The 26,760-nt window shown below is 71.4% G+C and carries 25 protein-coding genes and 1 tRNA gene; 9 read left to right on the top strand and 17 right to left on the bottom strand.

Going from position 1 to position 26,760, the window contains the following annotated elements; all coding sequences use genetic code 11:
- Window positions 1-80: 80 nt before the first annotated feature.
- The 10 genes from ABCQ75_RS15155 to ABCQ75_RS15110 form a co-directional block, all read right to left on the bottom strand.
- Window positions 81-1,979 carry an FAD-binding monooxygenase gene (locus ABCQ75_RS15155; protein WP_345886457.1) on the bottom strand — a complete coding sequence of 633 codons (1,899 nt, stop codon included), beginning with the start codon at window positions 1,977-1,979 and terminating at the stop codon, window positions 81-83.
- Window positions 1,980-2,180: 201 nt separating this feature from the next.
- A tRNA-Pro gene (locus tag ABCQ75_RS15150) sits at window positions 2,181-2,254 on the bottom strand.
- Window positions 2,255-2,402: 148 nt separating this feature from the next.
- Window positions 2,403-3,962, bottom strand: a complete 1,560-nt coding sequence (der, locus tag ABCQ75_RS15145; protein WP_345886455.1) for a ribosome biogenesis GTPase Der — start codon at window positions 3,960-3,962, stop codon at window positions 2,403-2,405.
- A 30-nt stretch (window positions 3,963-3,992) separates the two neighbouring features.
- Window positions 3,993-4,778, bottom strand: coding sequence for a (d)CMP kinase (cmk, locus tag ABCQ75_RS15140; RefSeq protein WP_345886453.1), 786 nt, complete (start codon window positions 4,776-4,778; stop codon window positions 3,993-3,995).
- Window positions 4,760-5,872 carry a prephenate dehydrogenase gene (locus ABCQ75_RS15135; protein ID WP_345886452.1) on the bottom strand — a complete coding sequence of 371 codons (1,113 nt, stop codon included), beginning with the start codon at window positions 5,870-5,872 and terminating at the stop codon, window positions 4,760-4,762. Before ABCQ75_RS15135 ends, cmk begins: the two co-directional genes overlap by 19 nt.
- A 13-nt stretch (window positions 5,873-5,885) precedes the next feature.
- Window positions 5,886-6,923, bottom strand: coding sequence for a pseudouridine synthase (locus ABCQ75_RS15130; protein WP_345886450.1), 1,038 nt, complete (start codon window positions 6,921-6,923; stop codon window positions 5,886-5,888).
- A 106-nt stretch (window positions 6,924-7,029) separates the two neighbouring features.
- On the bottom strand, window positions 7,030-7,617 hold the full coding sequence (gene scpB / locus ABCQ75_RS15125; protein WP_345886448.1) for an SMC-Scp complex subunit ScpB: 588 nt from the start codon (window positions 7,615-7,617) through the stop codon (window positions 7,030-7,032).
- Window positions 7,595-8,506, bottom strand: coding sequence for a segregation and condensation protein A (locus ABCQ75_RS15120; protein ID WP_345886447.1), 912 nt, complete (start codon window positions 8,504-8,506; stop codon window positions 7,595-7,597). The genes scpB and ABCQ75_RS15120 overlap by 23 nt, the downstream gene beginning before the upstream one ends.
- Window positions 8,493-9,371, bottom strand: a complete 879-nt coding sequence (locus tag ABCQ75_RS15115) for a ParA family protein (protein WP_427916118.1) — start codon at window positions 9,369-9,371, stop codon at window positions 8,493-8,495. Before ABCQ75_RS15115 ends, ABCQ75_RS15120 begins: the two co-directional genes overlap by 14 nt.
- A gap of 269 nt (window positions 9,372-9,640) precedes the next feature.
- On the bottom strand, window positions 9,641-11,020 hold the full coding sequence (locus ABCQ75_RS15110) for a cation:dicarboxylate symporter family transporter (RefSeq protein WP_345886485.1): 1,380 nt from the start codon (window positions 11,018-11,020) through the stop codon (window positions 9,641-9,643).
- A 172-nt stretch (window positions 11,021-11,192) separates the two neighbouring features.
- On the opposite strand from ABCQ75_RS15110, the gene ABCQ75_RS15105 reads away from it, so the two are divergent.
- The 5 genes from ABCQ75_RS15105 (at window position 11,193) to ABCQ75_RS15085 (ending at window position 14,466) form a co-directional block, all read left to right on the top strand.
- Complete coding sequence (locus ABCQ75_RS15105; protein ID WP_345886443.1) at window positions 11,193-12,833, top strand: sensor histidine kinase; 1,641 nt, start codon at window positions 11,193-11,195, stop codon at window positions 12,831-12,833.
- Window positions 12,833-13,528 (top strand): response regulator, encoded by a 696-nt coding sequence (locus ABCQ75_RS15100; protein WP_345886442.1) that lies wholly within the window; start codon window positions 12,833-12,835, stop codon window positions 13,526-13,528. Before ABCQ75_RS15105 ends, ABCQ75_RS15100 begins: the two co-directional genes overlap by 1 nt.
- Before the next feature lie 147 nt (window positions 13,529-13,675).
- Window positions 13,676-13,816, top strand: a complete 141-nt coding sequence (locus tag ABCQ75_RS15095) for a hypothetical protein (protein WP_345886441.1) — start codon at window positions 13,676-13,678, stop codon at window positions 13,814-13,816.
- A 12-nt stretch (window positions 13,817-13,828) separates the two neighbouring features.
- Window positions 13,829-14,032 (top strand): hypothetical protein, encoded by a 204-nt coding sequence (locus ABCQ75_RS15090; protein ID WP_345886440.1) that lies wholly within the window; start codon window positions 13,829-13,831, stop codon window positions 14,030-14,032.
- Between the two features lie 230 nt (window positions 14,033-14,262).
- The gene (locus ABCQ75_RS15085; protein ID WP_345886438.1) at window positions 14,263-14,466 is read left to right on the top strand and encodes a cold-shock protein; all 204 of its coding nucleotides are present in this window, start codon (window positions 14,263-14,265) and stop codon (window positions 14,464-14,466) included.
- 124 nt (window positions 14,467-14,590) lie between these two features.
- Here the strand turns inward: ABCQ75_RS15085 and ABCQ75_RS15080 are convergent, their stop codons facing one another.
- The 6 genes from ABCQ75_RS15080 to ABCQ75_RS15055 all read right to left on the bottom strand — a co-directional run bounded on the left by ABCQ75_RS15080 (window position 14,591) and on the right by ABCQ75_RS15055 (window position 20,830).
- A complete protein-coding gene (locus ABCQ75_RS15080; RefSeq protein WP_345886437.1) occupies window positions 14,591-15,316 on the bottom strand; it encodes a maleate cis-trans isomerase family protein in 726 nt (241 codons plus the stop codon).
- 2 nt (window positions 15,317-15,318) lie between these two features.
- Window positions 15,319-16,845, bottom strand: a complete 1,527-nt coding sequence (locus ABCQ75_RS15075; RefSeq protein WP_345886436.1) for an amidohydrolase family protein — start codon at window positions 16,843-16,845, stop codon at window positions 15,319-15,321.
- A complete protein-coding gene (locus ABCQ75_RS15070; RefSeq protein ID WP_345886435.1) occupies window positions 16,842-17,639 on the bottom strand; it encodes an aspartate/glutamate racemase family protein in 798 nt (265 codons plus the stop codon). Before ABCQ75_RS15070 ends, ABCQ75_RS15075 begins: the two co-directional genes overlap by 4 nt.
- Before the next feature lie 47 nt (window positions 17,640-17,686).
- Entirely contained in the window at window positions 17,687-18,334 is a 648-nt protein-coding gene (locus ABCQ75_RS15065; protein ID WP_345886434.1) for a GntR family transcriptional regulator, read from the bottom strand.
- Window positions 18,335-18,446: 112 nt separating this feature from the next.
- Window positions 18,447-19,706, bottom strand: a complete 1,260-nt coding sequence (locus ABCQ75_RS15060) for an MFS transporter (protein WP_345886432.1) — start codon at window positions 19,704-19,706, stop codon at window positions 18,447-18,449.
- Between the two features lie 278 nt (window positions 19,707-19,984).
- Window positions 19,985-20,830: an NAD-dependent epimerase/dehydratase family protein gene (locus tag ABCQ75_RS15055; RefSeq protein ID WP_345886431.1), complete on the bottom strand. Its 846-nt coding sequence runs from the start codon at window positions 20,828-20,830 to the stop codon at window positions 19,985-19,987.
- Between the two features lie 95 nt (window positions 20,831-20,925).
- Here ABCQ75_RS15055 and ABCQ75_RS15050 point away from each other — a divergent pair, with 95 nt between their 5' ends.
- Both ABCQ75_RS15050 and ABCQ75_RS15045 read left to right on the top strand, forming a co-directional pair.
- Window positions 20,926-22,596, top strand: coding sequence for a LuxR C-terminal-related transcriptional regulator (locus ABCQ75_RS15050; RefSeq protein WP_345886430.1), 1,671 nt, complete (start codon window positions 20,926-20,928; stop codon window positions 22,594-22,596).
- A gap of 112 nt (window positions 22,597-22,708) precedes the next feature.
- Window positions 22,709-23,863: a class I SAM-dependent methyltransferase gene (locus tag ABCQ75_RS15045; protein ID WP_345886429.1), complete on the top strand. Its 1,155-nt coding sequence runs from the start codon at window positions 22,709-22,711 to the stop codon at window positions 23,861-23,863.
- Between the two features lie 92 nt (window positions 23,864-23,955).
- On the opposite strand, the gene ABCQ75_RS15040 is transcribed toward ABCQ75_RS15045, so the two are convergent.
- A complete protein-coding gene (locus ABCQ75_RS15040) occupies window positions 23,956-24,534 on the bottom strand; it encodes an NADPH-dependent FMN reductase (RefSeq protein WP_345886427.1) in 579 nt (192 codons plus the stop codon).
- A 96-nt stretch (window positions 24,535-24,630) separates the two neighbouring features.
- On the opposite strand from ABCQ75_RS15040, the gene ABCQ75_RS15035 reads away from it, so the two are divergent.
- Together ABCQ75_RS15035 and ABCQ75_RS15030 are read left to right on the top strand one after the other, a co-directional pair.
- Entirely contained in the window at window positions 24,631-25,269 is a 639-nt protein-coding gene (locus tag ABCQ75_RS15035) for a MarR family winged helix-turn-helix transcriptional regulator (protein ID WP_345886426.1), read from the top strand.
- Between the two features lie 57 nt (window positions 25,270-25,326).
- Window positions 25,327-26,715 carry a DUF1731 domain-containing protein gene (locus ABCQ75_RS15030; protein ID WP_345886425.1) on the top strand — a complete coding sequence of 463 codons (1,389 nt, stop codon included), beginning with the start codon at window positions 25,327-25,329 and terminating at the stop codon, window positions 26,713-26,715.
- Window positions 26,716-26,760 lie beyond the last annotated feature (45 nt).

Below are 26,760 nucleotides of genomic sequence, written 5' to 3'. Positions count from 1 at the left end.
GGGGGCGCCGCCCGGCCCCGCGGGCCCCCCGCCCGCCCCCCCCGCCTGGCGGCGGCGGCCCGGGGCCGTGGAGCGACGGCTCAGACCGTCTCGGCTCGCTTGGAGCCGAGCACGGCGGCGAAGAAGGCGCCGAGCTCGTCCGTGGCACCGAGCGGCAGGACATTGGCGACGTACTGGTCGGGCCGGACCACGACCACGGCCCCCTCGCGGGAGATGCCGCGCTCTTCGAAGATGTCCTCGCCCTTGTACGTGCCGAAGACGTTCTCGAGGTTGTTGAGCTGGAACGGGCCTACCTGCGGCTTGAACACGGCGGGGACGTCCCCGAGGTCGAATGAGTGGTGGTCCTGCTGGTAGATGACCTTGACATCGAACCACGCGTCGCGGTCCAGTCCCTCCGGCGTCGCCACGACCGGCGAGGCCGGATTGCTGGCCAGCCAGTCGGCGAAGGCCGAGAGCGCGGCGCCGGGGGCGCCGGCCCGGGCAGCGTCGGCGAAGGCGTAGATCCGCCAGCGCCCGTCCGCCTCGGCGAGGTGGCCGAGGTGGAGCGGGTTGGTGTCGCAGATGCGTGTCACCTTGGCGGACTTGAAGCGCTTCCCGACCGGGAACCCTGTGGCGAGGTCCTGGTGGACCGCCTCGGCCACGATCATCGACGGCGTGTACTGGGTCATGAAGCCGGCCGGGAACTCTGCGGTGCGCACGTAGAAGTCCGCCAGCTCCGCCGGGTTCTCGAACTCCTCCGGCTTCTTGGCCATCATGGAGGACCACGTCCGGTCGAAGTCGATGAGGTTCTGGGCGATGACCTGGCGCTCGGCCGTGTAGGTGGAAAGGAGGCTCTCCGGGCTGCGGCCTTCGAGCACGTGGCCGAGCTTCCAGCCGATGTTCCAGCCGTCCTGCATCGAGACGTTCATGCCCTGCCCGGCCTTGGCGCTGTGCGTATGGCAGGCATCGCCCGTGATGAACACGCGGGGCGCGCGGGCCCCCGCCTCGGCCGTCGGGACGTCGTCGAAGCGGTGGGTGACGCGGTGGCCGACCTCGTAGACGCTGTGCCACGCGACGCTCTTCACGTCCACGGTGTACGGGTGCATGATCTCGTTGGCCTTGCGGATGACCTCCTCGAGGGGGGTCTCCCTGACCTTGCCGTGGTCGCCCTCAGAGACCACGCCTAGGTCCACGTACATGCGGAACAGGTAGCCGCCCTCCCGGGGAATGAGCAGGATGCTGCCGCCGTCGTGCGACTGGATGGCGCACTTGGTCCGGATGTCCGGGAAGTCCGTGTTGGCCAGCACGTCCATGACGCCCCAGGCGTGGTTGGCCCGGTCGCCCGACATCTCGGCCCCGATCGCATCGCGCACCCCGCTGCGGGCGCCGTCGGAGCCGACCACGTACTTGGCCCGCACGGTGCGGCGCTGGCCCTCGTTGTGGGCGGTGCCGGCGAGCTCGACGGCCACGGGGTACTCCCCCGCGCCGATTTCGAGGCTGACGAACTCCCAGCCGTAGTCCGGCTCCATGCGGGTCGGCGAGTTCCGCATGAACTCGGCGAAGTAGTCGAGCACGCGCGCCTGGTTGACGATCAGGTGCGGGAACTCGCTGATGCCCATCTCGTCGTCGACTGCACGCGAGGTGCGGATGATGTCCTTCGGGTTCTCCGGGTCCGGGGCCCAGAAGTTCATCTCCGTGATGTGGTACGCCTCGGCGGTGATCTCAGGGGCGAAGCCGAACGCCTGGAAGGTCTCGACGCTGCGGGCCTGGATCCCGTCCGCCTGGCCGATCTGGAGGCGTCCCCCGCGGCGCTCGACGATGCGGGTGGTCACGTGGGGGAATCGGGAGAGCTGGGCCGCGGTGATCATGCCGGCGGGTCCCGTCCCGACGATGAGGACGTCGACCTCTTCGGGGAGCACGTCCGGGCGGTCGATGCCGGTCCCTGCCACGGGCTGGGCCTTGGGGTTGGTGGACACATATCCGTGATGGTGGAACTGCACGGTATTCCTCACTTCGCTGTGGGTGCCTGCCGGACGACTGTGTTCGATATTAGAACTGTCAGTTCAACTATCGCTCACATGATGGTAAGCCACGTGTCACAGCCCATCAAGCGCCGGAGCGGAAGTCGTATACGAAGTCTCCCGTCCTCGGAGACGACAAAGGGCCCCGATCTGCCGAAGCAGATCAGGACCCTGTGTGTGTCGGGCTGACAGGATTTGAACCTGCGACCCCTTGACCCCCAGTCAAGTGCGCTACCAAGCTGCGCTACAGCCCGAACTTTGCCCGCCCGTTCTCGCTGTTCGCGTCCGTTCAAGCAACCGCTTCAGCTTATAGGAAGCGGCCCGCAATCTCCAATCCGAGCGGCCTCCGCGCGGCGCCTTGACGGGAGGGCCCTGAGCCCTCCCGCACTGGGCGCTGTGGGCCTACTTCTTGCGGCTGCGGCGCTCGCGGACGCGCATGCCGATCTCGATCGGCGTGCCCTCGAATCCGAACGTCTCGCGCAGGCGGCGCGTGATGAAGCGGCGGTAGCCCGGGTCGAGGAATCCGGTCGTGAACAGGACGAACTTCGGGGGCCGGCTCTGGGCCTGGGTGCCGAAGAGGATGCGCGGCTGCTTGCCCCCTCGCACGGGGTGCGGGTGGGCCGCGACGAGCTCGCCGAGGAAGGCGTTGAGCCGCCCGGTCGGGATGCGGGTGTCCCAGCCCTCGAGCGCCTTGTCGAGCGCGGGCACGAGGCGGTCCCTATGCCAGCCGGTCTTGGCGGAGATGTTCACGCGAGGCGCCCACTCCACGTGGGCGAGGTCCTTCTCGATCTCCCGCTCGAGCCAGCGCCGGCGCTCCTCGTCCATGAGGTCCCACTTGTTGAACGCGAGCACGAGCGCGCGCCCGGACTCGATCGCGAGATTGAGGATGCGCACGTCCTGCTCGGAGAGCACCTCGTCCGCGGCGAGGAGCACGACGGCGACCTCCGCCTTCTCGAGCGCGGCCTGCGTCCGCAGCGAGGCGTAGTACTCGGCGCCGTGCGCCATGTGCTGGCGGCGGCGGATGCCCGCCGTGTCCACGAAGCGCCACGTGCGGCCGCCGAGCTCGATGTACTCGTCGATCGGGTCCCTGGTCGTGCCGGCGAGCTCGTTGACCACCGCCCGTTCTGACCCGGCGAGCTTGTTCAGGAGCGAGGACTTGCCCACATTGGGCCTCCCGATGAGCGCCACGCGGCGCGGACCGCCGGAACGCTCGACCCCGGCGACGGCCGAGAACTCGGGCAGCACCTCGAGGGCGGCGTCGAGCAGGTCGGCCACGCCCCGCCCGTGCAGGGCGGAGACGGGCCACGGCTGGCCGAAGCCCAGGCCCCACAGCGCAGCCGCGTCGGCCTCCTGGACGAAGTCGTCCACCTTGTTCGCGACGAGCAGGACGGGCTTCTTCGCCTTGCGCAGCATGCGCATGACGGCCTCGTCAGTAGCGGTCGCGCCCACGGCAGAGTCGACGACGAAGAGGACGGCGTCCGCGAGGCCCACCGCGATCTCAGCCTGCTCGGCGACCATCGCGTGGATGCCCTTCGCGTCCCGTTCCCAGCCGCCGGTGTCCACGAGCGTGAAGTTGCGCCCATTCCAGTGGGCCGGGTACGAGACGCGGTCACGCGTCACGCCCGGGACGTCCTCGACGACCGCCTCACGGCGGCCCAGGATGCGGTTGACGAGCGTGGACTTGCCCACGTTGGGGCGGCCGATGATCGCCAGGACCGGGTCCATGCGCGTGGGCGCGTCCGGGTCCCAGTCCTCGTCCAGCCCCTCGAGCAGGCGTGCGTCCTCCTCGTCGAGCTCATAGTCCTCGAGCCCGGCGCGGAGGGCGGCAGCGCGCTGCTCCGCCTCCTCGTCGTCCATCGCGGCGAGGTGCTCGGCGACCTGATCGGCGCCCTCGGGCACGTATTCGTCGCCGTCCACGGCGCCGTCCACGGCGGCGGGAGCAGAGTCCCGGGAATCAGTCATGGAGGTCTCCTAGGAAGTGGGTGGGGCGCCTCAGGCGCCGGAAGTGGAGCGGCCGTCGACGACCGCGTGGACGACGCCGAGGACGGCCGTGACCGTCTGCTCGAAGTCGAGGTCGGATGAGTCGACGGTGTAGACGCCGTCCGCGGCGCGTGTGAAGCTCGCGACCGCCGAGTCCTTGGCGTCCCGCTCGAGGACCTGCTGGGCGAGCTGCTCGTCGCTCTGGGTGCCGCCGAGCTGGGCGCCGCGGCGGCGGAGGCGGGCCTCTTCGGAGGCCGTGAGCAGGAGCCGCACCTCGGCGTCGGGCGCCACGACGGTCGTGATGTCACGGCCCTCGACGACGATGCGGCGCCCATGCTCGGAGATGAGGGCGCGCTGGCGCCGGATGAGCTCGTCCCGCACCCCGAGGTTCGTTGCGACGGCGCTCACGGAGGCAGAGATGCGCGGATCGCGGATCGCGTCCGTCGCGTCGGTTCCGCGGACGAGGACGCGCTCGTGGTCGGGGCTCGTGCTCAGCTCTAGCTCGAGCGCGCGGGCGGCCGCCTCGACGAGCGCCCCGTCCGTGAGGTCGATCCCCTTCTCGAGGCAGTCCCATGCGACGGCCCGGTACATCGCGCCTGTGTCCAGGTAGGCCACGCGCAGGCGGCGGGCCACCTCCTTGGACACACTGGACTTGCCGGAGCCGGACGGGCCGTCGATCGCGACGACGAGCGGCCGGCCCACGCGCACAGGCTCGCCCGAGCCGACGGACCCGTGTGCCCGGACTCCGGCAGAGGTGCCCTCGCCAAGTCCCGAGGCCGTCATTGCAGTACCCGCCATCCGCGTTCCTCCAGTTCAGCTACCAGTGCATCGTGCTTGCTCGGGAGCACGGAGATCTCCACCATGCCCACGTTGCGCCCCGACGAATGGTCGAGGCGCAGGTCTTCGAGGTTTACCCCGATCTCGCCGATCTCCGTGAGGAGGCGCGCGATCTGGCCCGGACGGTCGTCGACGAGCACCGTGAGCCACGCGAACGCCTGCGGCGGACCGCCGTGCTTGCCGGGAATCCTGGCCTGGCCGGCGTTTCCCTCGCTCATGAGCTGGGCGAGGTCGAGCCGCGCGCCCGGCGCGGTCGGCGCCTCGAGCGTCGTGATGAGCCGCTCCACGTCCTCCCGCACCCCGTAGAGGTGGCTGACGAGCTTGGAGGCGTTGGCACCGAGGATCTGCACCCACAGGCCCGGGTCGCTCGCGGCGATCCTGGTGGTGTCCCGCAGCCCGTTCCCAGCGAGGGCGAGGAGGCGCAGGTCCGTGCCCTGCAGCCGGCTCGCGAGCAGCGAGGACATGACCTGCGGGAGGTGGCTCACGAGGGCCACGGCCTCGTCGTGCTCGTCGGCGTCGAACTCGACCACCATGGCGCCGAGGTCCGTGCCGAGGGCCTTCGCGATGCGGACGGCCTCCGGAGTCGCGTCAGGGTGTGCGCACACCACCCAGGGCATCGACGTGAACAGCTCGCCGCGCGCGGCGACCGGCCCGGACTTCTCGCGGCCCGCCATGGGGTGGGTGCCCACGTAGCGCGCCGTGTCCGCACCGGCAGCACGCAGCGAGGCGAGGATGCCCGACTTGACGCTCGCGATGTCGACGACGACGGCGCGCGGCCACCGAGCGAGGGCAGAGGCGACGACCTCCGCCGTGACGTCCGGCGGCGCGGCGACGACGACGAGCTCGGGCTGGACCGCGCCGCGGCCTTCGGCCACGGGGCTCATCTCGGCCACCGGCCGGCCCGCGCCGATGTCCACGGCGACAGCCTGGTTGGTCGGGGACGGGTCCTCGAGGTAGACGGGGACCCCGCGGTGCTCGAGGCCCAGGCCGATGCTCGTCCCTAGCAGGCCCGTGCCGATCACGACCACGGGCCCGTGCAGGTGGGTGAGTGCCATGCTCTCCCCCGGCCTAGAGGCCGACCGCGGCCATGAGGTGGCCGATCTCCTGCTTGCCGAGCTTGCGGATGGTCCCCTGCTTCTGGTCGCCCAGGCCGATCGGGCCTACCTTGGCGCGCACGAGGCGCTGCACGGGGAAGCCCACCGCGTCGAACATGCGGCGCACAATCCGGTTCTTGCCCGAGTGGAGGACCACCTCGACGAGCACGAAGCCCGGCGTCGAGTCCACGAGTCGGAACGAGTCCACCTTGGCCACGCCGTCCTCGAGCTCGACGCCTCGGCGGAGCTGCGCGCCGATGCCCTGGGGCATGGGTGCGCGGACCTGGACCACGTACGTCTTGGGCACCTCGTAGGACGGGTGGGTGAGCCGGTTGGCGAGCTCGCCGTCGTTCGTGAGGAGCAGCAGGCCCTCGGTGTTGGTGTCGAGGCGTCCGACGTGGAACAGGCGCTCAGGCGAGCCCGGGCGGAGGTAGTCCGAGATGCAGGGCCTGCCCTCAGGGTCGTCCATCGTGCACACCACCCCGCGGGGCTTGTTGAACGCCATGTAGACGAGGTGCTCGTTGGTCTGCACGCGGACGCCGTCGACATGGATGACGTCCTTCTCCGGGTCGACGCGGGTGCCGAGCTCGGTGACGATCTGGCCGTTGACCTCGACCCGGCCCTCCGCGATCAGCTCCTCGCACACGCGGCGCGACGCGACGCCGGCGTTGGCCATGGCCTTCTGCAGCCGCACGCCCTCGGCGCTCATCTCGGCGCGCGAGGGGCGGGGACGGTGCTGGGGCAGGGGCGAAGGCGCCTTGCGCTCGGACCCGCGGACGGGACCGAGGCTCTGGCCGAAGCGCTCACCCGCGAAGGGCGCGGCGCCGGACCCCTTGGGCTGGGGGCGCTCGCCGCGGCGGCGCGAGGGTGCCTTCGGCGCGCCCTTGGCGCCGCCGCGCGCCGAGCTCCCGCGGCCTCCGGCGCCGCCCTGCGAGGGCCCACCGCCCTGCTGGCCTGCGCGGCCCCTGCTGTTGTTGTTGCGTGGTGAACCCTGGCGTCCCGCCTGTGTCATGACCAATGCCTCTGCGATATTGACGCCCGCTCGCTGCGGACGGATGTTACGGATGTAAGGGGATTAGGAGGAAGAAGGGCGAAAGCCCGCCTTCAAGGATACCGGATCAGGCACCGCGGCCCGGGTAGCCGCCCTCGAGCTCGGCCAGCCCGGCGAGCTCCGTGAGGCCGGGGAGGTGCGGAGAAAGCTCGGGGAGCTCGGCCACCGAGCCGATCCCGAGCCGTTCCAGGAAATAGGACGTGGTCGCATACAGGATCGCACCGGACTCGGGATCGGTGCCCGCCTCCTCGATGAGCCCGCGCGAGACGAGCGTCTTGACCACCGAGTCGACGTTGACGCCGCGGATCGCGGCGACGCGTGAACGTCCCACGGGCTGCCGGTACGCGATGACCGCGAGGGTCTCGAGCGCGGCCTGCGTCAGGCGCGAGGTCTGCCCCTCGAGGACGTACTTGGAGACAAAGCCGGCATACTCGGGCCGCGAGTAGAACCGCCAACCGCCCGCGACCGCGCGCAGCTCGAACCCGCGGCCCTGCTCGTCGTACTCGGCGGCGAGCGACCGCAGGGCCTCCTCCACCGTGTCAAGAGGCTCGTCGAGGGCGGAGGCGAGCTCGCTCGCGCCGATCGGCTCGTCGACCACCATGAGGACAGCCTCGAGGGCCGCCCCGACCGTCCTAGACCCGTGCATCTGCTGCATCCTCCTCGTACCTCCTCGGCACCGCCGGCTCCCCGGGCTCCCCGGGCTCGGCCTGCTGTCCCCAGTCCTCGTACTCCTCGCTGACCCGCTCGGCCGTCCAGCCCTCCGCGGCCGTCCACCGCACCATGAGCTCGGCGAGCGGCGCCGCCTGCTCGAAGGCGACCGCCCGGTCGCGGAAGAGCTCGAGCAGCGCCAGGAAGCGCGCCACCACCACGAGCCGGGAGTCGGCGTCGTCCGTCAGTGCGCGGAAGCTCAAGGAACCGGCGGCACGCAGCCGTGCACCGAGCACCGCAGCCTGCTCCCGCACGCTCACCGGGGGCGCGTGCAGGTGCCCGAGGGAGACCTCCGACGCCGGTGCCTCCTTCGGCGCGAAGGCCGCGGCCGCGAGCGCCGCGAACTCGGCGGGGGTGTGCCGCCAGACGAGTTCGGGCAGCAGCGCGGCGAATGCGGGCTCGAGCGTGACCGAGCGCGGGTAGCGACGGGCCTCCACCTCGAGTGTGCCGGCGAAGATCCCGGCCACCTCCTTGAACGCCTTGTACTGCAGCAGCCGTGCGAACAGGAGGTCCCTCGCCTCGAGCCGCGCCACGTCCTCCTCGTCCTCGACCTCGCCGGCGGGCAGAAGCCGGGCGGCCTTGAGGTCCAGGAGCGTGGCGGCGATGACGAGGAACTCGCTGGCCTCGTCCAGCTCCCAGTCCTCGCCGCGGTCCTGGAGGGCGCGCGTGTAGGCGATGAAGTCGTCCGTGACGGTTGCGAGCGCGACTTCGGTGACATCCAGACGCCGCTTCGCAATGAGCCCGAGCAGGAGGTCGAACGGACCGGTGAAGTTGGTCAGCCGGACTTCGAAGCCGGACCGGGACGGCTCCGCAGGCGTCTCGTCAGGGAGCGCCACCGCGGGCCACGAGCTCGCGGGCCAGGCTCCGGTAGGCCTCGGCGCCGGGGTGGTTGGAGGCGTACTGCGTGATCGGCTCCGCGGCCACCGTGGCGTCGGCGAACTTGATGGTGCGCTTGATCACCGTCTCGAACACCTTGTCCCCGAATGCCTCGACGAGGCGGGCGAGGACCTCGCGGCTGTGGAGGGTCCGCGCGTCGTACATCGTGGCGAGGACGCCGTCCACGGTGAGCCGCGGGTTGAGGCGGTCCTGGACCTTCTCGATGGTCTCGACGAGCAGGGCCACGGCGCGCAGGGCGAAGAACTCGCAGATGAGCGGGATCACGACGCCATGGGCGGCCGTGAGCGCGTTGACGGTGAGGAGGCCGAGCGAGGGCTGGCAGTCGATGAGGATGAGGTCGTACTCGTCCTCCACCTTCCGCAGGGCCGTCGCGAGGACCTGCTCGCGTGCCACCTCGGTGACGAGCTGGACCTCGGCGGCCGAGAGGTCGATGTTGGCCGGGAGGAGGTCAAGGCCCGGGATGCTCGTCTCGCGGATGGCGTCGTGCACGTCCACGTGCCGGTCCATCATGACGTTGTAGACCGTGGTCTCGAGCTCGTGGGGGTTGATGCCGAGCCCCGCGGAGAGCGCGCCCTGCGGATCGAAGTCCACGAGCAGGACCCTGCGGCCGTACTCGGCGAGCGCCGCGGCGAGGTTGATGGTGGAGGTCGTCTTGCCGACCCCGCCCTTCTGGTTCACCATGGCGATCACGCGGGCCGGGCCGTGCGAGTCGAGCGGCGCGGGCACCGGGAACTCGTGCAACGGCCGGCCGGTGGGGCCCAGGACGGTGTCCTCGGCGTCCTCCGAGATGCCCTCGAGAGTCATTGACCCCTGATCGTTGCTCACGTATCTCCACACTTTCGGTATCGCTGTGCTGCGGTTCCTTCATGCCAGCGTACACAGGCACGACACGCATCCGGCGAACCTTGACACATCGCCCCCGGCGCGCCTCACCTTCAACCGGAGCTTCAGGGTTTGCGCCCCGCGAGCGGGGAATGCCCTGAGGGGCCGCCCGGAATCCGGACGGCCCCTCAGGCCAGGCCAGGGCCCGGCGGGTGCGACGGCCTGGCGGGCGCCAGGCGCCGGCGCGACGTTCAGACGCCGGCCGGGACCTTCTGCCCTGCGCCCTGCACCGGGCTTCCCTCGGCGGTATCGCCGCCGTGCCCGTGCTCGGCGAGCATGGTGGTCTCGTCGAAGGGGAGCTGGCCGGAGAGGACCTCGTCCACGCGGCTGCGGTCGATCTCCTTGGTCCACGTGCCCATGAGCACGGTCGCCACCGCGTTGCCCGTGAAGTTGGTCAGGGCGCGGGCCTCGGACATGAAGCGGTCGATGCCCACGATGAAGGAGACGCCGCCCACGAGCTGCGGCGCATGGGCCTGGAGTCCGCCCGCGAGTGTCGCGAGGCCGGCTCCGGTGACGCCTGCGGCGCCCTTCGAGGCGATGACCATGAACACCAGGAGGCCGATCTGCTCGCCGAGGCCCAACGGCGTGCCCATGGCGGTGGCGATGAAGAGCGAGGCCATCGTGAGGTAGATCGCGGTGCCGTCGAGGTTGAACGAGTAGCCCGTCGGGACGGTGACGCCGACCACCGGCTTCGAGACGCCGAGGTGCTCCATCTTGGCGATGAGGCGGGGAAGAGCGGCCTCGGAGGACGAGGTCGAGACGATGATGAGGTACTCGCGGCCCAGGTACTTCATGAGCTTGAAGATGTTCACGCCGGAGACGGCCTTCAGGAGCGTGCCGAGCACCACCACGATGAACACGATGCACGTGGCATAGAAGGCGAGCATGAGCGTTCCGAGGCTCAGCACGGCCTGCCAGCCGGTCGCGCCGACGACGGCCGCGATCGCGCCGAAGGCACCGATCGGGGCGAGCCACATGATCATGATGAGGATGCGGAAGACCAGGGCCTGCGCCTGGCGGATGAACTCGAGCAGCATGGCGCCGGTGCGGCCCATGCGCTGGAGGGCGAAGCCGACGAGGAGCGCGACGAAGAGGGTCTGGAGGATCTCGCCCGAGGTCAGGGACGAGAGCATCGTCTTGGGGATGATGCCGAGCAGGAACTCGGTGGTGTCCTTCGACTCGGCTGCCTCGTAGGTGGCGTCGGCGAGGTCCAGGCCCTCGCCCGGGTGGACGATGTTGCCCACCACGAGGCCGATGCCCAGGGCGAACGTGCTCATCGCCATGAAGTAGGCGAGCGCGAGGCCTCCGACCTTCCCGACCGTGGCGGCCTTCGCGATCGATCCGATGCCCAGGACGATCGTGCAGAAGATGACCGGCGCGATCATCATCTTGATGAGTGCCACGAAGGCGTCCCCCACCGGCTTGAGGCTTGCCGCGAAGCCCTCCTTGCCCGGGAATACGAGGCCGACCACGACGCCGAGGACGACTGCTGCGATGACTGCGATGTAGAGGAAATGGGTTCGGTCCACCGGCTTCTTGGCCGGTGCGGGCCGCTGGGCCGCAGGCGACATTGCCACGGGGTTCTCCTTGGTACGTTGTCCGTTGGCCCCCCGACGGGGCCGTTCCAGGACCAACTCTCCCCTTGCGTGTGACAGACCTCACCCTTGCGGTCATATTGGTCACAGCACCTCGTTCCCAAGGGCCTGCACCCAGGGCCCGCACCGCCGGAGGAAGGCACAGCACATGAAGGGCATGAGCCTCGCAGGGCGCCTCATCGCGCTGCTGGTGCTTGCCGTCGTGGTGCTCACCGCGTTCGTCGGCACCGCGATGTACCTCGACGCGCGGACGCAGGTGTACGACGCCGCCGGGCTCCGCACGCTCGCCGTCGCCGAGGCGGTGGCGGACAGCCCGCTGGTGGTCGGGGCCGCACAGCAGGCCGCAACGCGCTCGCCCACCCCGCTCCTCCAGCCCTACACCGAGCAGCTGATCGCGGACGCTGACCTGGACTTCATCACGGTCATGGCCCCGGACCGGACCCGCTGGACGCACGCGAATCCCGCGCAGATCGGCGGTGCGTACATCGGGAGCATCGACCAAGCGCTCGCGGGCAGGCCCTTCACGGAGACGTACGAGGGCACCCTGGGCCCCTCCGTACGCTCGATCGTCCCCGTCTTCTCCGAGGACGGCCGCATCCTCGGGATGGTCTCTGCCGGGGTCCGGGTCAGCGCTGTCGACGTCGCGCTCGCGGGCCGGCTCCCCGCGGTGCTCGCGGTCGCCGCGGCCGTGCTCGCCCTCGGCGTGCTGGGGTCGCTCGCGCTCGGCCGGTACCTCTCGGCGGTCACGCGCGGCTATGGCCCCGAGCAGCTCGGCCAGCTCTTCGCCTACTACGAGTCGGTGCTGCATTCCGTGCGCGAGGGCGTGATGCTCGTCGACACAGGCGGGCGCGTCGTCATCCGCAACGACCAGGCCTCGCGGCTCCTCGGGCTCGCCCCCGCAGACGACGCCGTCCCCTCCGCCCGCGGCCCGATCGCCGCCGGCGTGGACTCGCTCGAGCTTCCCGCGAGCCTGCGCGACCTGCTCGCGAGCGGCCGCCGCGCGCACGACGAGATCCACGTGACCCGCGACCGCGTGCTCGTGGTCAACCAGGAGCCGGCAGTGAGCGCGGAGCGCCGCCGGACGCGCGTCATCGGGGCGGTCGCCACACTCCGGGACCGCACGGAGATCGAGGCCCTCGGGAGCGAGCTCGAGACCATGCGGACACTCTCGGACGCCCTGCGGAGCCAGACCCATGAGCACGCCAACCGGCTCCACACGATCGTGTCCCTGCTCGAGCTGGGGCGTACGGAGGAGGCCCGCGACTTCGCAACGGAGGACCTCCGGCTGAGCCAGGCGCTCGCGGACGAGCTCGTCGTCTCGCTCGACGAGCCTGTCCTCGCAGCGCTCGTCATGGGGAAGGCGGCCCAGGCGAACGAGCGCGGTGTGCGCCTCGACGCGGAGGCCACCGCCTCGCTCGCGGGGACCGGCCTGCCGGCGGTGGAGCTCGTGACGGTGGTGGGCAACCTCCTCGACAACGCGATAGACGCCGCAGCCTCCTCGGGCCCGCCCCGGTGGGTCTCGCTCGAGATCGTGCGCGACGGCGGCGAGGTCGTCATCGAGGTGGCCGACAGCGGTCCCGGGGTCGCGGAGGACGAGGCCGAGAAGGTCCTCCGCTACGGGTACTCCACCAAGCCGCATTCGGGGCCGCATTCGGGACGGGGCCGAGGCCTGGGGCTCGCCCTGGTGGCGCGGTCGGTGGACCGGCTCGGAGGGGCGCTCTCGCTCAGCCGCCGGAGCGGGGCCGTGTTCACAGTGTCCCTGCCGTGCCGGGACGGAGCGGAGCGGTGATGCGCGAGCTGCGGGTGCTCGTCGTCGAGGACGAGCAGATTGCTGCGGACGCGCACGCCGCCTACGTGGCGCGCGTGCCCGGATTCGTGCACGTGGGGACGGCGCGCGACGGGGCCTCCGCCCTCCGGGCCGCGGCGGAGCTCGAGGCGGCAGGCAGGCCCGTGGACCTCGTGCTCCTGGACATGAACCTCCCGGACCTGCACGGCGTGGACGTGGGCCGGCGACTCCGCGCCGGCGGCCACGGCGTGGACATCATCGCCATCACGGCCGTGCGCGAGCTGCCGGTGGTGCGGAAGGCCATCTCGGTCGGCGTGGTGCAGTACGTCATCAAGCCCTTCACGTTCGCGGCCCTCGCCGAGCGGCTCGAGCACTACCGCGCCTACCGCGAGGCGCTCGACTCTCTGGGCGGCACGGCGTCGCAGGCCGCTGTCGACGCCGCGCTCGCGGCACTGCGCTCCCCTGTCGCTCCGCCGCTGCCCAAGGGCCTCTCCGGAGAGACCCTCGCGGCTGTCCGCGACTACCTCCGGTCCAGGGACGCCGCCGTCTCCGCCGCCGAGGTGACCGAAGCTGTCGGGGTCTCGCGCGTGACGGCCAGGCGGTACCTCGAGCATCTGGCGGACACGGGCGAGCTCGTGCGCTCCGCCCGGTACGGGTCCCCGGGAAGGCCCGAGAAGGAGTACCGCTGGGCGGGCTGAGCGCCGGGACGGGGCGCCACGCCGGCCCTCCCGCCGGTCGTCGGGCCCGTCCTCCCGCGGGTCCTCCCCTTTAAGGCGGCAGGGGCCTACCGTTGAGTCAGGGAGCGGGCTCCCCTCGCCGCTCCCCCGAGATGGGAAGGAGCTGCCATGAGCCAGGACACCGAGAACGTCCCCGCCGACGAGGAAGCGCCCCGCCGCCGCACCCCCGACGTCGCGAGCCTTCCCGACGGGTCGGGCAATGACCGCGACGCAGACGAGGGCGACGACGAGCGCTTCGACGCAGGCTGAGAGGAGCACGCGATGACGCACAGCCTCGACTGGGGCGACACCGAGGACGACGACCTGACCGAGCCCCTCGACGGACGCGACAGCCAGGCGGTGGAGGGCTCGAGCGACAGTCCGGAGACGATGGACGGGATCGACCCGCTCCACGATCCGCGCCGCCTCATCGAGCTCGACGCCGTGGAGGAGGAGAACCCGGACATCAATCTGGGCTCCGACTGACAGCCCGCTGCGGCGCCCCGGAGGCGGGGCGCCGCATTGGGGCGCGCAGGGACGGTGGCCGAACCGCATCCCGTCCTGTACCGTTGAAGCCGTAGTCGTTGTGGTTCGCATTATGGTTGTACGCAAGGCCAGTCTCCGCCGGAGGCCGGGTGTGTGTCTGCTTCGCGGTACTGAACACCGCTGCAAGCGGTTCCGAGATACGGAACCTGCACCCGTCCGAGGAGGACAGAATGGCAACTGGCACCGTCAAGTGGTTCAACAGCGAAAAGGGCTTCGGCTTCATCGCCCCGGATGACAACAGCGCCGACATCTTCGTGCACTTCTCCGCGATCGAGTCCACGGGCTACCGCGAGCTCCAGGAAGGCCAGAAGGTCGAGTTCGAGGCGCAGCAGGGCCCGAAGGGCCTCCAGGCCGCGAAGGTCCGCCCTCTCTGAGCCTTTCCACTGCATCTGGCTGAGGCCCTCAAGGGCCAAGGCCGAGACGACCGCAGGGCCGGCAGCATCACGCTGCCGGCCCTGCGGCGTCCTCGCGACGGTCCGGCAAGGGCACGCCCCGGCGTCAGGCGAGCAGCCGGCCCCAGCGCGGGTCGAGCAGCGGGGGGCCCACGAGCTGGAGGCACCTCCACAGTGTCACCGCCACCGAGTCGAGGACCGGCACGCCCGTTGACTCCTCGATCTCCGCCGCCACCGCCGCACCGTAGAGGTTCGTGCACAGGTAGACGATCGCATCAGGCCGTCCGGCAGCGAGCTCGAGCGAGCCGGGCACGAGCTCCGCAGGGTCCACCCGCGCAAACGACTCGTTGTCGCTCAGGCCGAGGGCGCGATGGCCGCAGGTGTGGATGCCGGCCTCGGCGTAGCGTTCGATCACCTGCAGGTTCACGTCCGGCGTGTACGGGGTGAAGAGTCCGATCGACCCGGTTCCGAACTGTGCGAACGCATCGAGGTAGGCAAGCGTCGATGTCGTGGCCGGGATGCCGGTCGCCGCGGTGATCTCGGCGGCGATGGCGCGGTCGTGGTCCGGACCGAGCCACGACCCGGACGTGCCGTTCCAGGCGATGACATCCACGGCCGCAGAGGCGAGCAGCTCGGCGGCACTGCGCATGCCGGCCACGTCGAACTGCCGGTCCGAGCCGGCGTCGAGGGCGATGCGCGTGACGGGGATACGGGCAGAGTGGACCGTGGCGTCCTTCCGCGCGCCGAGGACGCGGTAGCTCATCGGCTCGAGGCATGTGTTCGATGAGGGCACGATCATGCCGATGCGGCGGGGCCGGTCTGCGTGGACCATGCTCACTCCCCTCCTCCGCTGCCGGCCGTCTGCAGGGCATGCGGGGTGCCCGGACCCGATGCCCCGGCAGCCTGGTGGGATTCCCGGTAGCCCTGCCTGGCGAGGAAGCGGCCCACCGGACCCGGGTCATGGAACCCGTCCCCGTCGAGGACGACGCGGCCCGCCGAGACGACAGCCTGGGGCCAGCCGCGCAGCCTCATCCCCTCGAAGGGCGAGAAGTCCGTCCCCATGTGCAGCGCCGTCCCGTCGACGGCCCGCTCCTCCTCCGGGTCGAACACGACGAGGTCCGCATCGTATCCGGACGCGATGACGCCCTTGCCGGGGATCGCGTTGATCCTCGCCGGGCCAGCCGCGAAGAGCTCGACGAACCGTTCGAGGAGGCGCACGCCGTCGTCCCCTCCCCCGCGTCCCGTGCCCGCCGCGGACATCGCCTCCGCGAGCGCCGTGAAGGCCACCGGCATGCGGGTCTCGACTCCGGGCAGTCCGTGCGGCATCTGCCGGATGTCGTCGGTGCGCTCCCGCTTCTGCGCCAGGTCGTAGCACGAGTGGTCGCTGGAGACAGTGTGGACGGACCCTTCCGCGAAGCGCCTGCGCAGGGCCTCGACCGTCTCCGGCGAGCGCATGGGCGGGCAGCACGCGTACCACTCCGGGAAGCGCGAGGAGTACACGCCGTCGTCGAGGACGAGGTAGTGCGGGCACGTCTCGGAGTGCGCCTCGACGCCCCGGGCCCGGGCCTGTGCGACGAGGTCGACGGCGCGTGGTGTGGACTGGTGCACGAAGTAGACGGGGGCGCCCGTGTACTCGGCCATCGCGAGCACTTCGCGGACCGAGGCCTCCTCCGCAAGCTCCGGTCGGGTCTCGTGCAGGTGCCCGATGCCGGTCCGCCCCGCATCGGCGTGCTCCTGGGTGCAGTCGGCGATCATCGCGTCATGCTCGGCATGGATGTAGGTGAGCCCGTCCAGGCGGACCATCTCCCGCATGACCTTCAGGACCGTGTCGTCGTCCGCCATGGTCGACCCCCGGTTGGTCATGTACATCTTGACGCTGCGGACCCCTAGGGCCGCGAGCGCGTCGAGCTGGGCCGGGACGGTCTCATCCCACGTGATGACCGAGCCGTGGAGCGCGACATCGCAGCGGGAGTCGGCTGCGAGCTCGAGCTTGTTCCGGGCAGCCGCGAGCGGGGTCTCGGAGGAGTCGCGGGGGATGCCGAAGTCGAGGATCGTCGTCGTGCCTCCCCACAGGGCTGCGGCGGAGGTGACGGCGTAGTCGTCGAGAGTGGTCCAGGGACCCGTGGTCTGGGCCACGTGGCAGTGTCCGTCGATCCCGCCGGGGATGACGGCGCGGCCCGTGGCATCGATGACCCGCTCTGCAGCGGGCACGGGCTCCGTGGCGTCGACGATGGCGGTGATGCGGCCGCCGTCGACCACCACGTGGGCCCTGCGCGCGCCGGTTGCGTTGACCACGAGGCCGTGGGCGATCACGAGCCCGGCAGCCGTGCTGCGGGCACCGTCGGGCACGCGGGCCGTCATCGGGCACCGCCTCGGGTGTGTGCGCCCTGCACGGCGAGCTGAGCGGCGTCGAGCGCGGCGTCGAGCGCCGGAGTGAGCCCGTCCCTCCGCTTGACCGGCGGGGCCGCGAAGGAGCCGGCCCGGTGGGCTCCGGAGCCGAGCCCGACGATGGCCTCGGCGAGGCGGATGCCTGCCCCGATGCCGTCGACGACGGGCACCGGGATGTCATCGGCGACGTCCCGGGCGAGTCCCGCGAGCGGTGCGCCCGCGAGGATCACGACGTCGGCGCCGTCTTCCGCGACGGCCAGTCGCGCGAGCTCGACGAGGGTCGGGCGGAAGTCCTCCTGGACGCTTCCGATGCCGCGCAGGGCCTCCTTGATGGAACGGATCGAGGCGAGGCGGGAGCCGAAGCCGAACCGCTCGACGCAGTCGCGGTACCAGGCGGTGATGCGGTCGGAGATGGCGATGATCGAGAAGCGCTGGCCTTGGAGCGCGGCCGCGCAGAGTGCCGCCTCGGTGATGCCGACGACGGGGACGTCCGCGAGTTCCTTGACCGCGGGCAGGCCCGGATCGCCGAAGGCCGCGACGACGACCCCGTCGACGCGCTGGCCGTCGCCGGCCGCGTGCTCGGCGATGAGCTCGGCGACGGCCCCCGCGGCGATGAGGGACTCGAGGCGGGTCTCGATGTACTCGACGCCGTGGCCGGCGGTGCGCACGACGAGTTCCGTGTCCGGCGCAGCAGAGCGCTGTGCCTCCGCGCGGATGAGCGCGGTGACGTCCTCACTGATGTTCGGGTTGATGACGAGAAGTCTCATTGATGGTCCTTGGTCTCGGACCCGCGTCCTTCGCCGCGTGGCGGCGCTCAGACGGTGTCCGGGTATTGGTCTCTGTACTTGCCGATGTGCCGGCGCGACTGCTCGGCTGCCTGCTCCGGGTCGCCTGTGGCGATGGCGGAGAGGAGGTCCCGGTGCTCCTGGACGAGCTCGGGGAGGTCGGTGACGTGGCGGAAGAGCCAGTGCATGCGGCCTTGGAGGGGCTCGAGGGCCGTGCGGAGGAAGGCATTGTCCGCGATCCTCGTCACCTCGTCGTGGAAGTCGTTGTTGAGGCGGTGGGCCTCGTTGATGCTGCCTCTGGCCAGCGCGTCGGCGGCGCCGTCCAGCAGTGCCCCGAGCCTCGCGAGGTCCTCAGGCGTGGCCCGCTCCGCAGCGAGCCGGCACGCGAGCACCTCGAGGGAGGCGCGTACGTCGAAGAGGTCCTGGACCTCCTTCTCGCTCAGCCCCGCCACGACGGAGCCGCGCGTCGCCCGCTCGGCCAGGAGCCCCTCCTGCAGGAGCATGCGCAGGGCCTCGCGGACGGGCAGCCTCGAGACGTTGAACTCAGCGGCCAGGTCGCGCTCGATGAGCCGGGTCCCCGGGGGGTAGTAGCCCTCGAAGATCCGAGCCCTGAGGGCGTCGCGGATGATCTCGCGCAGCGGGCGGTCCCGCGTCGGCTCGTCGATCGGCTGTGCCATGAGGGAGTTCCTCTCCTCGGGCGGGCCCCAAGGCCCTGCAGTGGCTGATGGCTGTTGCCCCATTCGACCATGGGGCAGGCGGCGGGGCCGTCGCCGCCCCGCCGCCCACGGCTCAGACGGGCAGCCGCTTCGAGTAGTCGAGCGTGAGCACCGAGGCGCCCATGACGATGGCCGACCCGACGAAGTACAGCAGCGCCCACGTGTAGCCGCCCGTCGCCCCCACGATCAGGCCGACGGCGATGGGCGTCACGAAGCCGGCGATGTTGCCGCTGAAGTTCATGGCACCGCCGAGGACTCCGGCGTTCGTCCGCCCGCCCAGCGTGGCGGGGATGGACCAGAAGAGCCCGACCCAGCGCAGGAAGAACAGGACAACCGAGAGGAGGACGACGGCGGCGATCGGGTCCGCCACGATCGTCACCCCGACGAGTCCCGCGGCCACGACGACGCTCGAGGCGCCCAGGAGGGAGCGCATGACGAGGTTGGCGCCATAGCCCTTGCTTCGGAGCCTGTCCGCCAGGAGGCCTCCGAGGATCTCGCCGACGAAGCCCGCCCCGAAGATGACGAAAGTGGACCAGCCGATCGTCTTGAGGTCGAAGCCCTTGGCCTGGGAGAGGTAGAGCGGGCCCCATGTGAGCAGGCCGTAGAAGACGCCGTTGAAGCCGAGCCAGCCGAAGCACATGGCCCAGAACGAGCGGAACTTCAGGTACGGAAGGAGAGCGCGGCGGGCCTCTCCCTTCGTCATGCCGGCAGCCTCGTCCTCGGCGCGGTGCGAGGCCTCGATGTACTCCGCCTCGGCCTCGTTGACTCCCCTGTGCTGGCGCGGGTGGTCCCGCAGGTACCACCAGGTGGCAATGCCGAGCAGCACAGTGGCGACGCCGGCGATGACGAAGGCCGCGCGCCACCCGCCGGCTGCCGCGATGAGCCACGTGATGAGGATCCCGCCCACGCCGGCTCCGAGCGGAGCGCCCGCGTCGAGGATCGTGGCGCCGCGCCCGCGTTCCTTGGAGTGCATCCAGATGGCGTTGAGCTTGCCGCCGGCCGGCATGATGCCGGCCTCCGTGACGCCGATGCCCATGCGGGCGATGAACATGCTGAGGAACCCGCCGGCCATGCCTGAGGCCGCGGTCGCGGCGCCCCAGCCGACGCACGAGGCCGTGACGACCTTGCGCGGGCCGAAACGGTCGATGAGCCAGCCGACCGGGACCTGCATGAGCGCGTAGGTCCAGAAGAAGGCTGAGAGGAGGAGGCCCACGAGTTCCGGAGAGAGGTTGAACTCCTTCTGGATGATCGGCAGGGCCACCGAGATGGAGCCGCGGTCGATGTAGTTGACCGTGACCAGGACGAGCAGGAGCAGGAACAGCTTCCAGCGCACATTGCTGCGCCTGGCGCCGCTTCCCTCGCTGTCCCGAGCGAGGGGCGGCTGGGGACTGGTTTCTTCGCGGACGGACACGCGTCCTCCTTCACGACAGTGTGAATGACGGCCTCCCCGGAAGAGGCCGGGCCCGGATGGGCGTGCGCAACGTGTGAGGAGATCTCTTCTTGGGATTCCAATTTGGGATCCCAAGAGAACGCTAGGGTGTGGCCTGCAACACAGTCAAGAGGGTTGGGATCCCAATTTGGGATCCTGCACCGTCCGTCCCGTTGGCGGCGTCAGAGGCTGTCCCGCCAGCTGTGCTCAGGGCTGTAGCCCAGGAGGCGGCGCGCCTTGTCGATGGACAGGAGCGTCTCGTGCTCCCCCACCTCGCGCGTGAGGCTGGTGTCCGGGAAGACCTCGGCCGCGAGCTCCGCCGAGCGGCGGGACATCACCGTGTCCGCGGCGGCGATGATGTACGCCTCGAATCCGGGCCGCGCCGCCTCGAGGGCACGGCGCACCGCCTGGGCGCCGTCGCGGGCGTCGATGTAGCCCCACAGGTTCCACTTGCGGCCCCGGGGATCCGCATCGAAGGAGGGGAACTCCGCGTAGTCCTCGGGGTCCATGACGTTGGAGAAGCGCAGCGCGCTCACGCTCAGGTCCGGATCCCAGCGGCACAGCTGGACCGCCATCTGCTCCTCGAGGTGCTTCACGAGCGAGTAGGTGCTCTCCGGCCGGGCGGGGTACTCCTCATCCACGGGGATGTACGGCGGCGGGGTGTCGAACGGAAGCCCGAGCACGGTCTCGCTCGAGGCGTACACGATCCGCCTGACCCCTGCACGGCGCGCGCCCTGGAAGACGTTGTAGGTCGCGAGCATGTTGTTGTGGAACGTCGCGGCGTCCGGCACGAGCCCGGGCGCCGGGACCGCCGCGAGGTGCACCACCGCGTCCACACCGCTGTGGCGGTCATCGATCCCCGCGAGCGCGTCGGCCACCTGGCCGTAGTCCGTCAGGTCCGTGCGCACGAACCCCGGGTCCCGCTCCCCCACAGCGTCGAGGTTCCAGACCGTGTGCCCTGCCGCGCGCAGGTGCGCGAGCACCGCCCGGCCGAGCTTGCCGCTTCCGCCCGTGAGCGCGATCTCCATGGTGCATCCCCTTTCGTGCGGCCTGCCGTGGCCGCACGGTCCATCCTCGCCGCTCGGGGCCGGGAGGGCTACGCTTGATGGCACGAGGAGGCACCATGGACTCTCGTCAGGCGGCCATCGACGCGGCCCGGGAGGCCTCCCTGCGCTCCGACTGGCCGGCCGTCCGCGCAGCGCTCAAGGACCTGCCGGAGAGGGATTCGCTCGCCGCCGAGGACCTCGAGGCCCTCGTGGCCGCGCTCTGGTGGCTCGGCGACGTGCCGGCGTCCATGGCCGTGGGAGAGCAGGCCTTCCGCCGTCTCGACGAACAGGGAAAGCCGCGCGAGGCCGGCATGACGGCGCTCCGCCTCTCGCTGCAGTGGGGTCTCCGTGCCGACATCGCCCTCCACGGCGCCTGGCTCGCGCGCGCCGGGCGGCTCCTCGCCCCGCTCCCGGAAGGCCCCGAGCATGGATACCTCGCCTATCTGCGCTCCTCGTTCGAGCTCGACGGATCCGCCGACCCCGCGCGCGCCGAGTCGGCCGCCGCCCAGGTGAGGTCTCTCGCCCGCCGGCACCGGGTCGAGGCGCTGGACGCCTTCGCCCTCGTGCTCGAGGGCAGCGCCCGCGTCATCCGGGGGCACGTGGACGAGGGCTTCTCGCTCCTGGACGAGTCCCTGCTCCCCGTCGTCGCCGGCGCCGTGGACCCGGTCTGGGGAGGGGACATCTACTGCTCCGTCATCCACCTGAGCCACGAGATCGGCGACTACGCGCGCATGAGGGCGTGGACGGACGCGTTGGGCGCGTGGTGTGCCCCGCTCTCCGAGTCGTTCATGTACAACTCGATCACGCAGCTCCACGGGCTCCAGCTCCTCGTCGCGGAGGGGGCGTGGGACCAGGCCCTCGCAAGGCTCGAGGAGACGAGCACGACCCTGCTCGGCGCCCAGTCGTGGACCGCGGCGGAGGGCTTCGCGGCGCTCGGCGACGTGCTGCGGCTGCGCGGGCGGGGCACCGAGGCCGCCTCCGCGTACGCCCGGGCGAGCGCCGCGGGCACCGAGCCCCAGCCGGGACTCGCCTATCTGGCGGCCGACGCCGGCCGGCTGGCTGAGGGGCTCGACTCCCTTCGCGCCGAGCTCGCCGCGGCGCCCCCTGTCCGCCGGCCGCAGCTCCTTCTGGCGGCGGTCGAGCTGGGCCTGGCAGCCGGCGAGCGCGAGGCGGCCGAGAACTGGGCCGGGGAGCTGGACGCTGCGGCGCACTTCTATGGAACGGCCGGCCTCCTCGCCTCGGCGGCACACGCCGCAGCCCTCGTGGCCCTCGGCGCGGCCCGGATCCCTGATGCGGCGGCTGCTGCGCGCCGCGCGGCAGGGCTGTACCGGAGCCAGGGGATCCGCCACGGGCTCGCCCGCGCCCACGAGATCCTCGCCGCAGCCCTCGAGGCGCGCGGGGACGGCTCGACTGCCACCCGGACGGAGGCCGAGGCCGAGCGCGCCACGGCGGCGGCCATCTACCGGCGGCTCGGGGCCGAGCCCGACGTGCGCCGGCTCGACCGCCCGAGGCGCCACATCGCCGTCGGGCCCCTCACCCAGCGCGAGACGGAGGTGCTGCGGTACCTCATGGGCGGAGCCGGCAACCGGGACATCGCGTCGGCCCTCGTCCTCAGCGACAGGACCGTGGCCCGTCACCTCGCCAACATCTACACCAAGCTCGGGGTTGCCTCGCGGACGGCCGCTTCAGCGTGGGCACACGACGCGGGCCTGCAGCCGCCTGCACAGAATGGACCACAGCGCCACTGATGCGGCCGCCGGATGGGCGTGAAGATGCAGGATTCTGCCGATCCGCAGGCCTGGGCGCCGCTCCTACCGTCGAAGCACGGGAACATACCCTGGAATCGACAAGGAGCACACCATGGGCACCACGGCAGACCTCGACCGGGCGACGGGCCTAGGCCAGACGAACGAGCCCGACGGGACGACGGGCCCCGTCCGGGCCCACGCCCCCGGCCAGCCGGCAGAGCAGGAGCCGGAGGGGACGGACCTCGCCGCAGAGCACCTCCTGCGGATCATCAACGATGCGGGCGCGGGCATCCTGCTCAGCATCGGCTACCAGTCCGGGCTGCTCGACACCATGGGCGCCCTTCCGCCTGCCTCGACCCAGCAGATCGCCGACGCTGCCGGGCTCGACGAACGGTACGTGCGGGAGATCGTCCACGGCCTCCTCAGCACCGGGATCGTGGAGGCTGCGGGCGAGGGGGCCTTCAGCCTGGGCCCCGCCTACGTGCCGGTCGTCACCGGGCCCGGCGTGGACAACCTGGCGCGCATGACCCGGTATCTGACGCTCATGGGAGAGGTGACGCCGAAGGTAGTCGAGGCGGTCCGGCACGGTGGAGGGCTCGGCTACGAGGACTATCCGGGCTTCCACCGGATCCAGGCCGAGGAGAGCGCGGCCGTCAACGACGCCTCCCTGCTCTCGGAGATCATCCCGCTCACGGGCGAGGTGGGGCGGCTCGAGGCCGGGATCGACGTCGCGGACATCGGCTGCGGGCAGGGCCACGCGGTCAGCCTCCTGGCCCGGGCATTCCCCGCCAGCCGGTTCGTGGGCCTCGACTTCTCCCCCGAAGCCATCGGGGAGGCACGGGCCGAGGCGGCCGCGTGGGGCCTCGGGAACGCGAAGTTCGAACTTGCCGACGTCGCGGAGCTCTCCGACGAGTCCGCCTTCGACCTCGTGACGGCCTTCGACGCGATCCACGACCAGGCCCGGCCAGCCGACGTCCTGGCGGCCGTGCGGCGTGCGCTCCGCCCGGGCGGCACGTTCCTCATGGTGGACATCAGGGCCAGCAGCGTGCCGGCCGAGAACGCGGAGCTTCCGTGGGCTGCCTTCCTCTACGCCATCTCGACGGTCCACTGCATGTCCGTATCCCTCGGCCAGGGCGGCGCGGGCCTCGGAACGGTCTGGGGCGTCCAGCGTGCGGAGCGCATGCTCCGCGAGGCTGGCTTCGGGGACGTCGAGCTCAAGGACCTCGACGGCGACCCGTTCAACGCCTACGTCGTGGCCCGGCCCTGAGCGGAGGGCCAGCCACCGCACGACGGCGGCACCCGGGTGAGCCCTCAGGCCCACCCGGGTGCCGCCGTCGTGCGCTGCGTAGCACCCCCGCGTCAGGCTGCCACACCCGCCGAGGCGCGGACCGGCTCGAGGGCCTTGGTCCACGCGACGAGCTGGGCGAGCATCGGGTCCACGGAGGCAGCCTGCTGCTCGGTCGGCTTGAAGACGGAGAAGTCCTGGAAGTCGGTGAAGAGCGAGAACATGCCGGTCTTCTGGACGTGGGCGACCTGGAGCTCGGAGAGGATCCCGCGCAGGTGCTCGACCGCGCGGACGCCGAAGGCCGAGCCGTAGGAGACGATGCCTGCAGCCTTGTTGGCCCACTCGGAGTTGAGGTAGGAGAGGGCGTTGGCGAGGGCTGGGGCGACGGAGTGGTTGTACTCCGGGGTCACGAAGATGTAGCCGTCGAACTCGTCGATGCGGGCCGAGAACTCCTTGGTGGCCTCGTGGCCGTACTGGCCATAGGCGGCGGGGAGCGCCTCGTTGAGGAGGGGCAGGCTGAAGTCCGCAATGTCGACGAGCTCGAACTCGACATCGGGGACCTGCTCGGTGGCACGGGCGAGGACCCACTCGGCGACCTGGAGGTTGTTGCGGCCCGGGCGGGTGGAACCGGTGACGACTGCGATCTTGGTCATGGGGACTCCTTGTTGACGCATCAATCAAAACTTGATGGCACCACTGCACCACAGGCATAATTGATGTGTCAAGAAGATGGGGACAGAGGAGTGGGCATGGCGACAGGCGTGCAACAGGATGAGGGGCACAAAGAGGCTGCGCCGGGCGCAGCTGCGCCGGGCACAGCTGCGCCGGGCACAGCTGCGCCGGGCACAGCAGGGCCCGGCACAGCAGGGCCCGGCACAGCGGCGCCGCAGTGGCTCGACGAGCGCGAGCGCGGCGTCTGGCTTGCCCTCCGGAAGCTGCTCTGGGGCCTGCCGCCGGCGATCGACCGCCAGCTCACGCGCGACTCGAACCTGTCGGGCCCAGAGTATTCGGTGCTGGCCACGCTCTCGGAGTGTCCCGACGGCGTGCTCCGCTCGGGCACGGCGGCGCACGAGCTCGGGTGGGAGCGCAGCCGCCTCTCGCACATCCTGCGGCGCATGGAGGCGAAGGGGCTGATCAGCCGCTCGTGCTCGGCCGAGGATGCCCGCGGCCAGGACGTCCACCTCACCGGGGCAGGACGCGCCGCCATCGTCGAGGCCGCCCCGGGCCACGTCGCCTTCGTGCGCAGTGCCCTCTTCGACGCGCTGAGCGCCGAGGAGCAGGCGATGTTCGGTGATGCCTGCCGCCGGATCGTCGCGGCCATCGATGAGGCCGAGAAGGCCGCAGGCGGGGGTCCGGCGGACGAGGAGGCCCAGCCCCGGACAGCCTGACCCCGCCGGCCGGCACAGCGCACCGGCCGGCGTCGGGCCCGCGGCTAGACTGGCCGCGTGACCTGGCAGCGCAGCGCATCCCAATGGTTCCGCCTCCCCGCCGAACGGCTGTGGGACGTCCTGTCCCGGCCCGAGCGCTGGGCCGAATGGAATCCCGCCGTGGCCGGCGCGGCGCTCGACGGCGGGCTCCGCGAGGGCGCAACGGGCCACTACTCCCCCGCCCACCGGCTGCTCGGCCCCCTCCACAGCCGCACGGCTCCCGCCTTCACAGTCACGGCCGCCGAGCCCGTCCGCCGCCTCGCACTCCGGCAGCCGCAGCCGGGCGGCCATCAGGACATCGAGTGGACGGTCGAGGAGCGCGACGGCGGAACGCTCTTCACCCAGACGGTGTCCCTCCATGGGCCGCTCGCGCAGCAGTTCGGCCTCACCGCCGGCGAGCCCCTCGTGCGGCGCTTCGCCGAGCAGTGCGCGCGCCTCTACAGGCTCGCGGAGGCGCACGACGGCGACCGGCCGGAGCGGCTCACCGTGCTCGCCGGCGGCTCGGGCTTCCTGGGCACGCTGTTGGCGGCCGATCTCACCTGCTCGGGCCACGACGTGGCCGTCCTCGCCCGCGCCCGCCGCAGCTCGCCCTTCCGGCAGATCCTGTGGGACGGGCGGCGTCCGGGCGCCTGGAGCGAAGAGCTCGGCCGCGCCGGATCCCTCAGCATCGTCAACCTGTGCGGCGCAGACCTGGACCGCCCCGGCACGCCCGAGAACCTCGAGCTGCTCGAGCGCAGCCGGACGGTTCCGACGCTCGCCCTCGCCGCGGCGTCCCGCGAGTGGGAGCGGCCGGTCGCACACTGGGTCCAGCAGAGCGGCGTCCACGTGTACGCGGGTCTGTCCGAGCCTGCCGGGGAGACGGCGCCGGTGCCGGAGAGCACGCCCGGCCTCGCCGCCGTCGTGCGCGCCTGGGAGGCCTCGGCTGCCGGCGCCCGGGCCGAGCGGATGAGCATCATGCGCACGGGCGTCGTGCTCCACCGGGACGCGCCCCTCATGTCACGTCTGGCAACGCCCGCCCGGCTCGGCGCGGGCGGGCATCTCGGCACCGGCGGCCAGTGGTTCTCCTGGATCCACGCCGCGGACTGGGTGCGCGCCGCGAGGACTGCGCTCGGGCTCCCGCCGGGCCCCGGCGAGGAGCCGCTCGGCGTGCCGGCCGGCGTCATGAACGCCACAGCCCCCCACCCGGTCACGAACCGCGAATTCATGGCGCGGCTGCGGGACGCGCTCGGGGTGCCTGCGGGGATCCCCGCACCCACACCCCTCTTCCGGCTCGCGGCGGCGGTGCTGCGCACCAATCCGGACCTCGCGCTGGACAGCATCCGCGCAGTCCCCGAGTCCCTCCTCTCGGCGGGCTTCCGGTTCGAGCACCCCTATCTCGCCTCGGCGCTGGAGGAGATGACCTCCTAGCAGCCGGTACCAGAACGGCGCGTGCCGCCTGCCCGGGGCGCGGTC

Origin of the sequence: Sinomonas halotolerans, assembly GCF_039615075.1 — a bacterium.
GTDB lineage: Bacteria > Actinomycetota > Actinomycetes > Actinomycetales > Micrococcaceae > Sinomonas > Sinomonas halotolerans.
Note: the sequence above shows the minus strand (reverse complement) of the source record. Positions and strands in the feature narration are given on the sequence as shown.

Coding starts and splice junctions, on each gene's coding strand:
- der (WP_345886455.1), bottom strand. CDS start 3,962: ATGACTGATTCCCGGGACTCTGCTCCCGCCGCCGTGGACGGCGCCGTG.
- cmk (WP_345886453.1), bottom strand. CDS start 4,778: ATGGCGGGTACTGCAATGACGGCCTCGGGACTTGGCGAGGGCACCTCT.
- ABCQ75_RS15135 (WP_345886452.1), bottom strand. CDS start 5,872: ATGGCACTCACCCACCTGCACGGGCCCGTGGTCGTGATCGGCACGGGC.
- ABCQ75_RS15130 (WP_345886450.1), bottom strand. CDS start 6,923: ATGACACAGGCGGGACGCCAGGGTTCACCACGCAACAACAACAGCAGG.
- scpB (WP_345886448.1), bottom strand. CDS start 7,617: ATGCAGCAGATGCACGGGTCTAGGACGGTCGGGGCGGCCCTCGAGGCT.
- ABCQ75_RS15115 (WP_427916118.1), bottom strand. CDS start 9,371: ATGACTCTCGAGGGCATCTCGGAGGACGCCGAGGACACCGTCCTGGGC.
- ABCQ75_RS15110 (WP_345886485.1), bottom strand. CDS start 11,020: ATGTCGCCTGCGGCCCAGCGGCCCGCACCGGCCAAGAAGCCGGTGGAC.
- ABCQ75_RS15105 (WP_345886443.1), top strand. CDS start 11,193: ATGAAGGGCATGAGCCTCGCAGGGCGCCTCATCGCGCTGCTGGTGCTT.
- ABCQ75_RS15100 (WP_345886442.1), top strand. CDS start 12,833: ATGCGCGAGCTGCGGGTGCTCGTCGTCGAGGACGAGCAGATTGCTGCG.
- ABCQ75_RS15095 (WP_345886441.1), top strand. CDS start 13,676: ATGAGCCAGGACACCGAGAACGTCCCCGCCGACGAGGAAGCGCCCCGC.
- ABCQ75_RS15090 (WP_345886440.1), top strand. CDS start 13,829: ATGACGCACAGCCTCGACTGGGGCGACACCGAGGACGACGACCTGACC.
- ABCQ75_RS15085 (WP_345886438.1), top strand. CDS start 14,263: ATGGCAACTGGCACCGTCAAGTGGTTCAACAGCGAAAAGGGCTTCGGC.
- ABCQ75_RS15080 (WP_345886437.1), bottom strand. CDS start 15,316: ATGGTCCACGCAGACCGGCCCCGCCGCATCGGCATGATCGTGCCCTCA.
- ABCQ75_RS15075 (WP_345886436.1), bottom strand. CDS start 16,845: ATGACGGCCCGCGTGCCCGACGGTGCCCGCAGCACGGCTGCCGGGCTC.
- ABCQ75_RS15070 (WP_345886435.1), bottom strand. CDS start 17,639: ATGAGACTTCTCGTCATCAACCCGAACATCAGTGAGGACGTCACCGCG.
- ABCQ75_RS15065 (WP_345886434.1), bottom strand. CDS start 18,334: ATGGCACAGCCGATCGACGAGCCGACGCGGGACCGCCCGCTGCGCGAG.
- ABCQ75_RS15055 (WP_345886431.1), bottom strand. CDS start 20,830: ATGGAGATCGCGCTCACGGGCGGAAGCGGCAAGCTCGGCCGGGCGGTG.
- ABCQ75_RS15050 (WP_345886430.1), top strand. CDS start 20,926: ATGGACTCTCGTCAGGCGGCCATCGACGCGGCCCGGGAGGCCTCCCTG.
- ABCQ75_RS15045 (WP_345886429.1), top strand. CDS start 22,709: ATGGGCACCACGGCAGACCTCGACCGGGCGACGGGCCTAGGCCAGACG.
- ABCQ75_RS15040 (WP_345886427.1), bottom strand. CDS start 24,534: ATGACCAAGATCGCAGTCGTCACCGGTTCCACCCGCCCGGGCCGCAAC.
- ABCQ75_RS15035 (WP_345886426.1), top strand. CDS start 24,631: ATGGCGACAGGCGTGCAACAGGATGAGGGGCACAAAGAGGCTGCGCCG.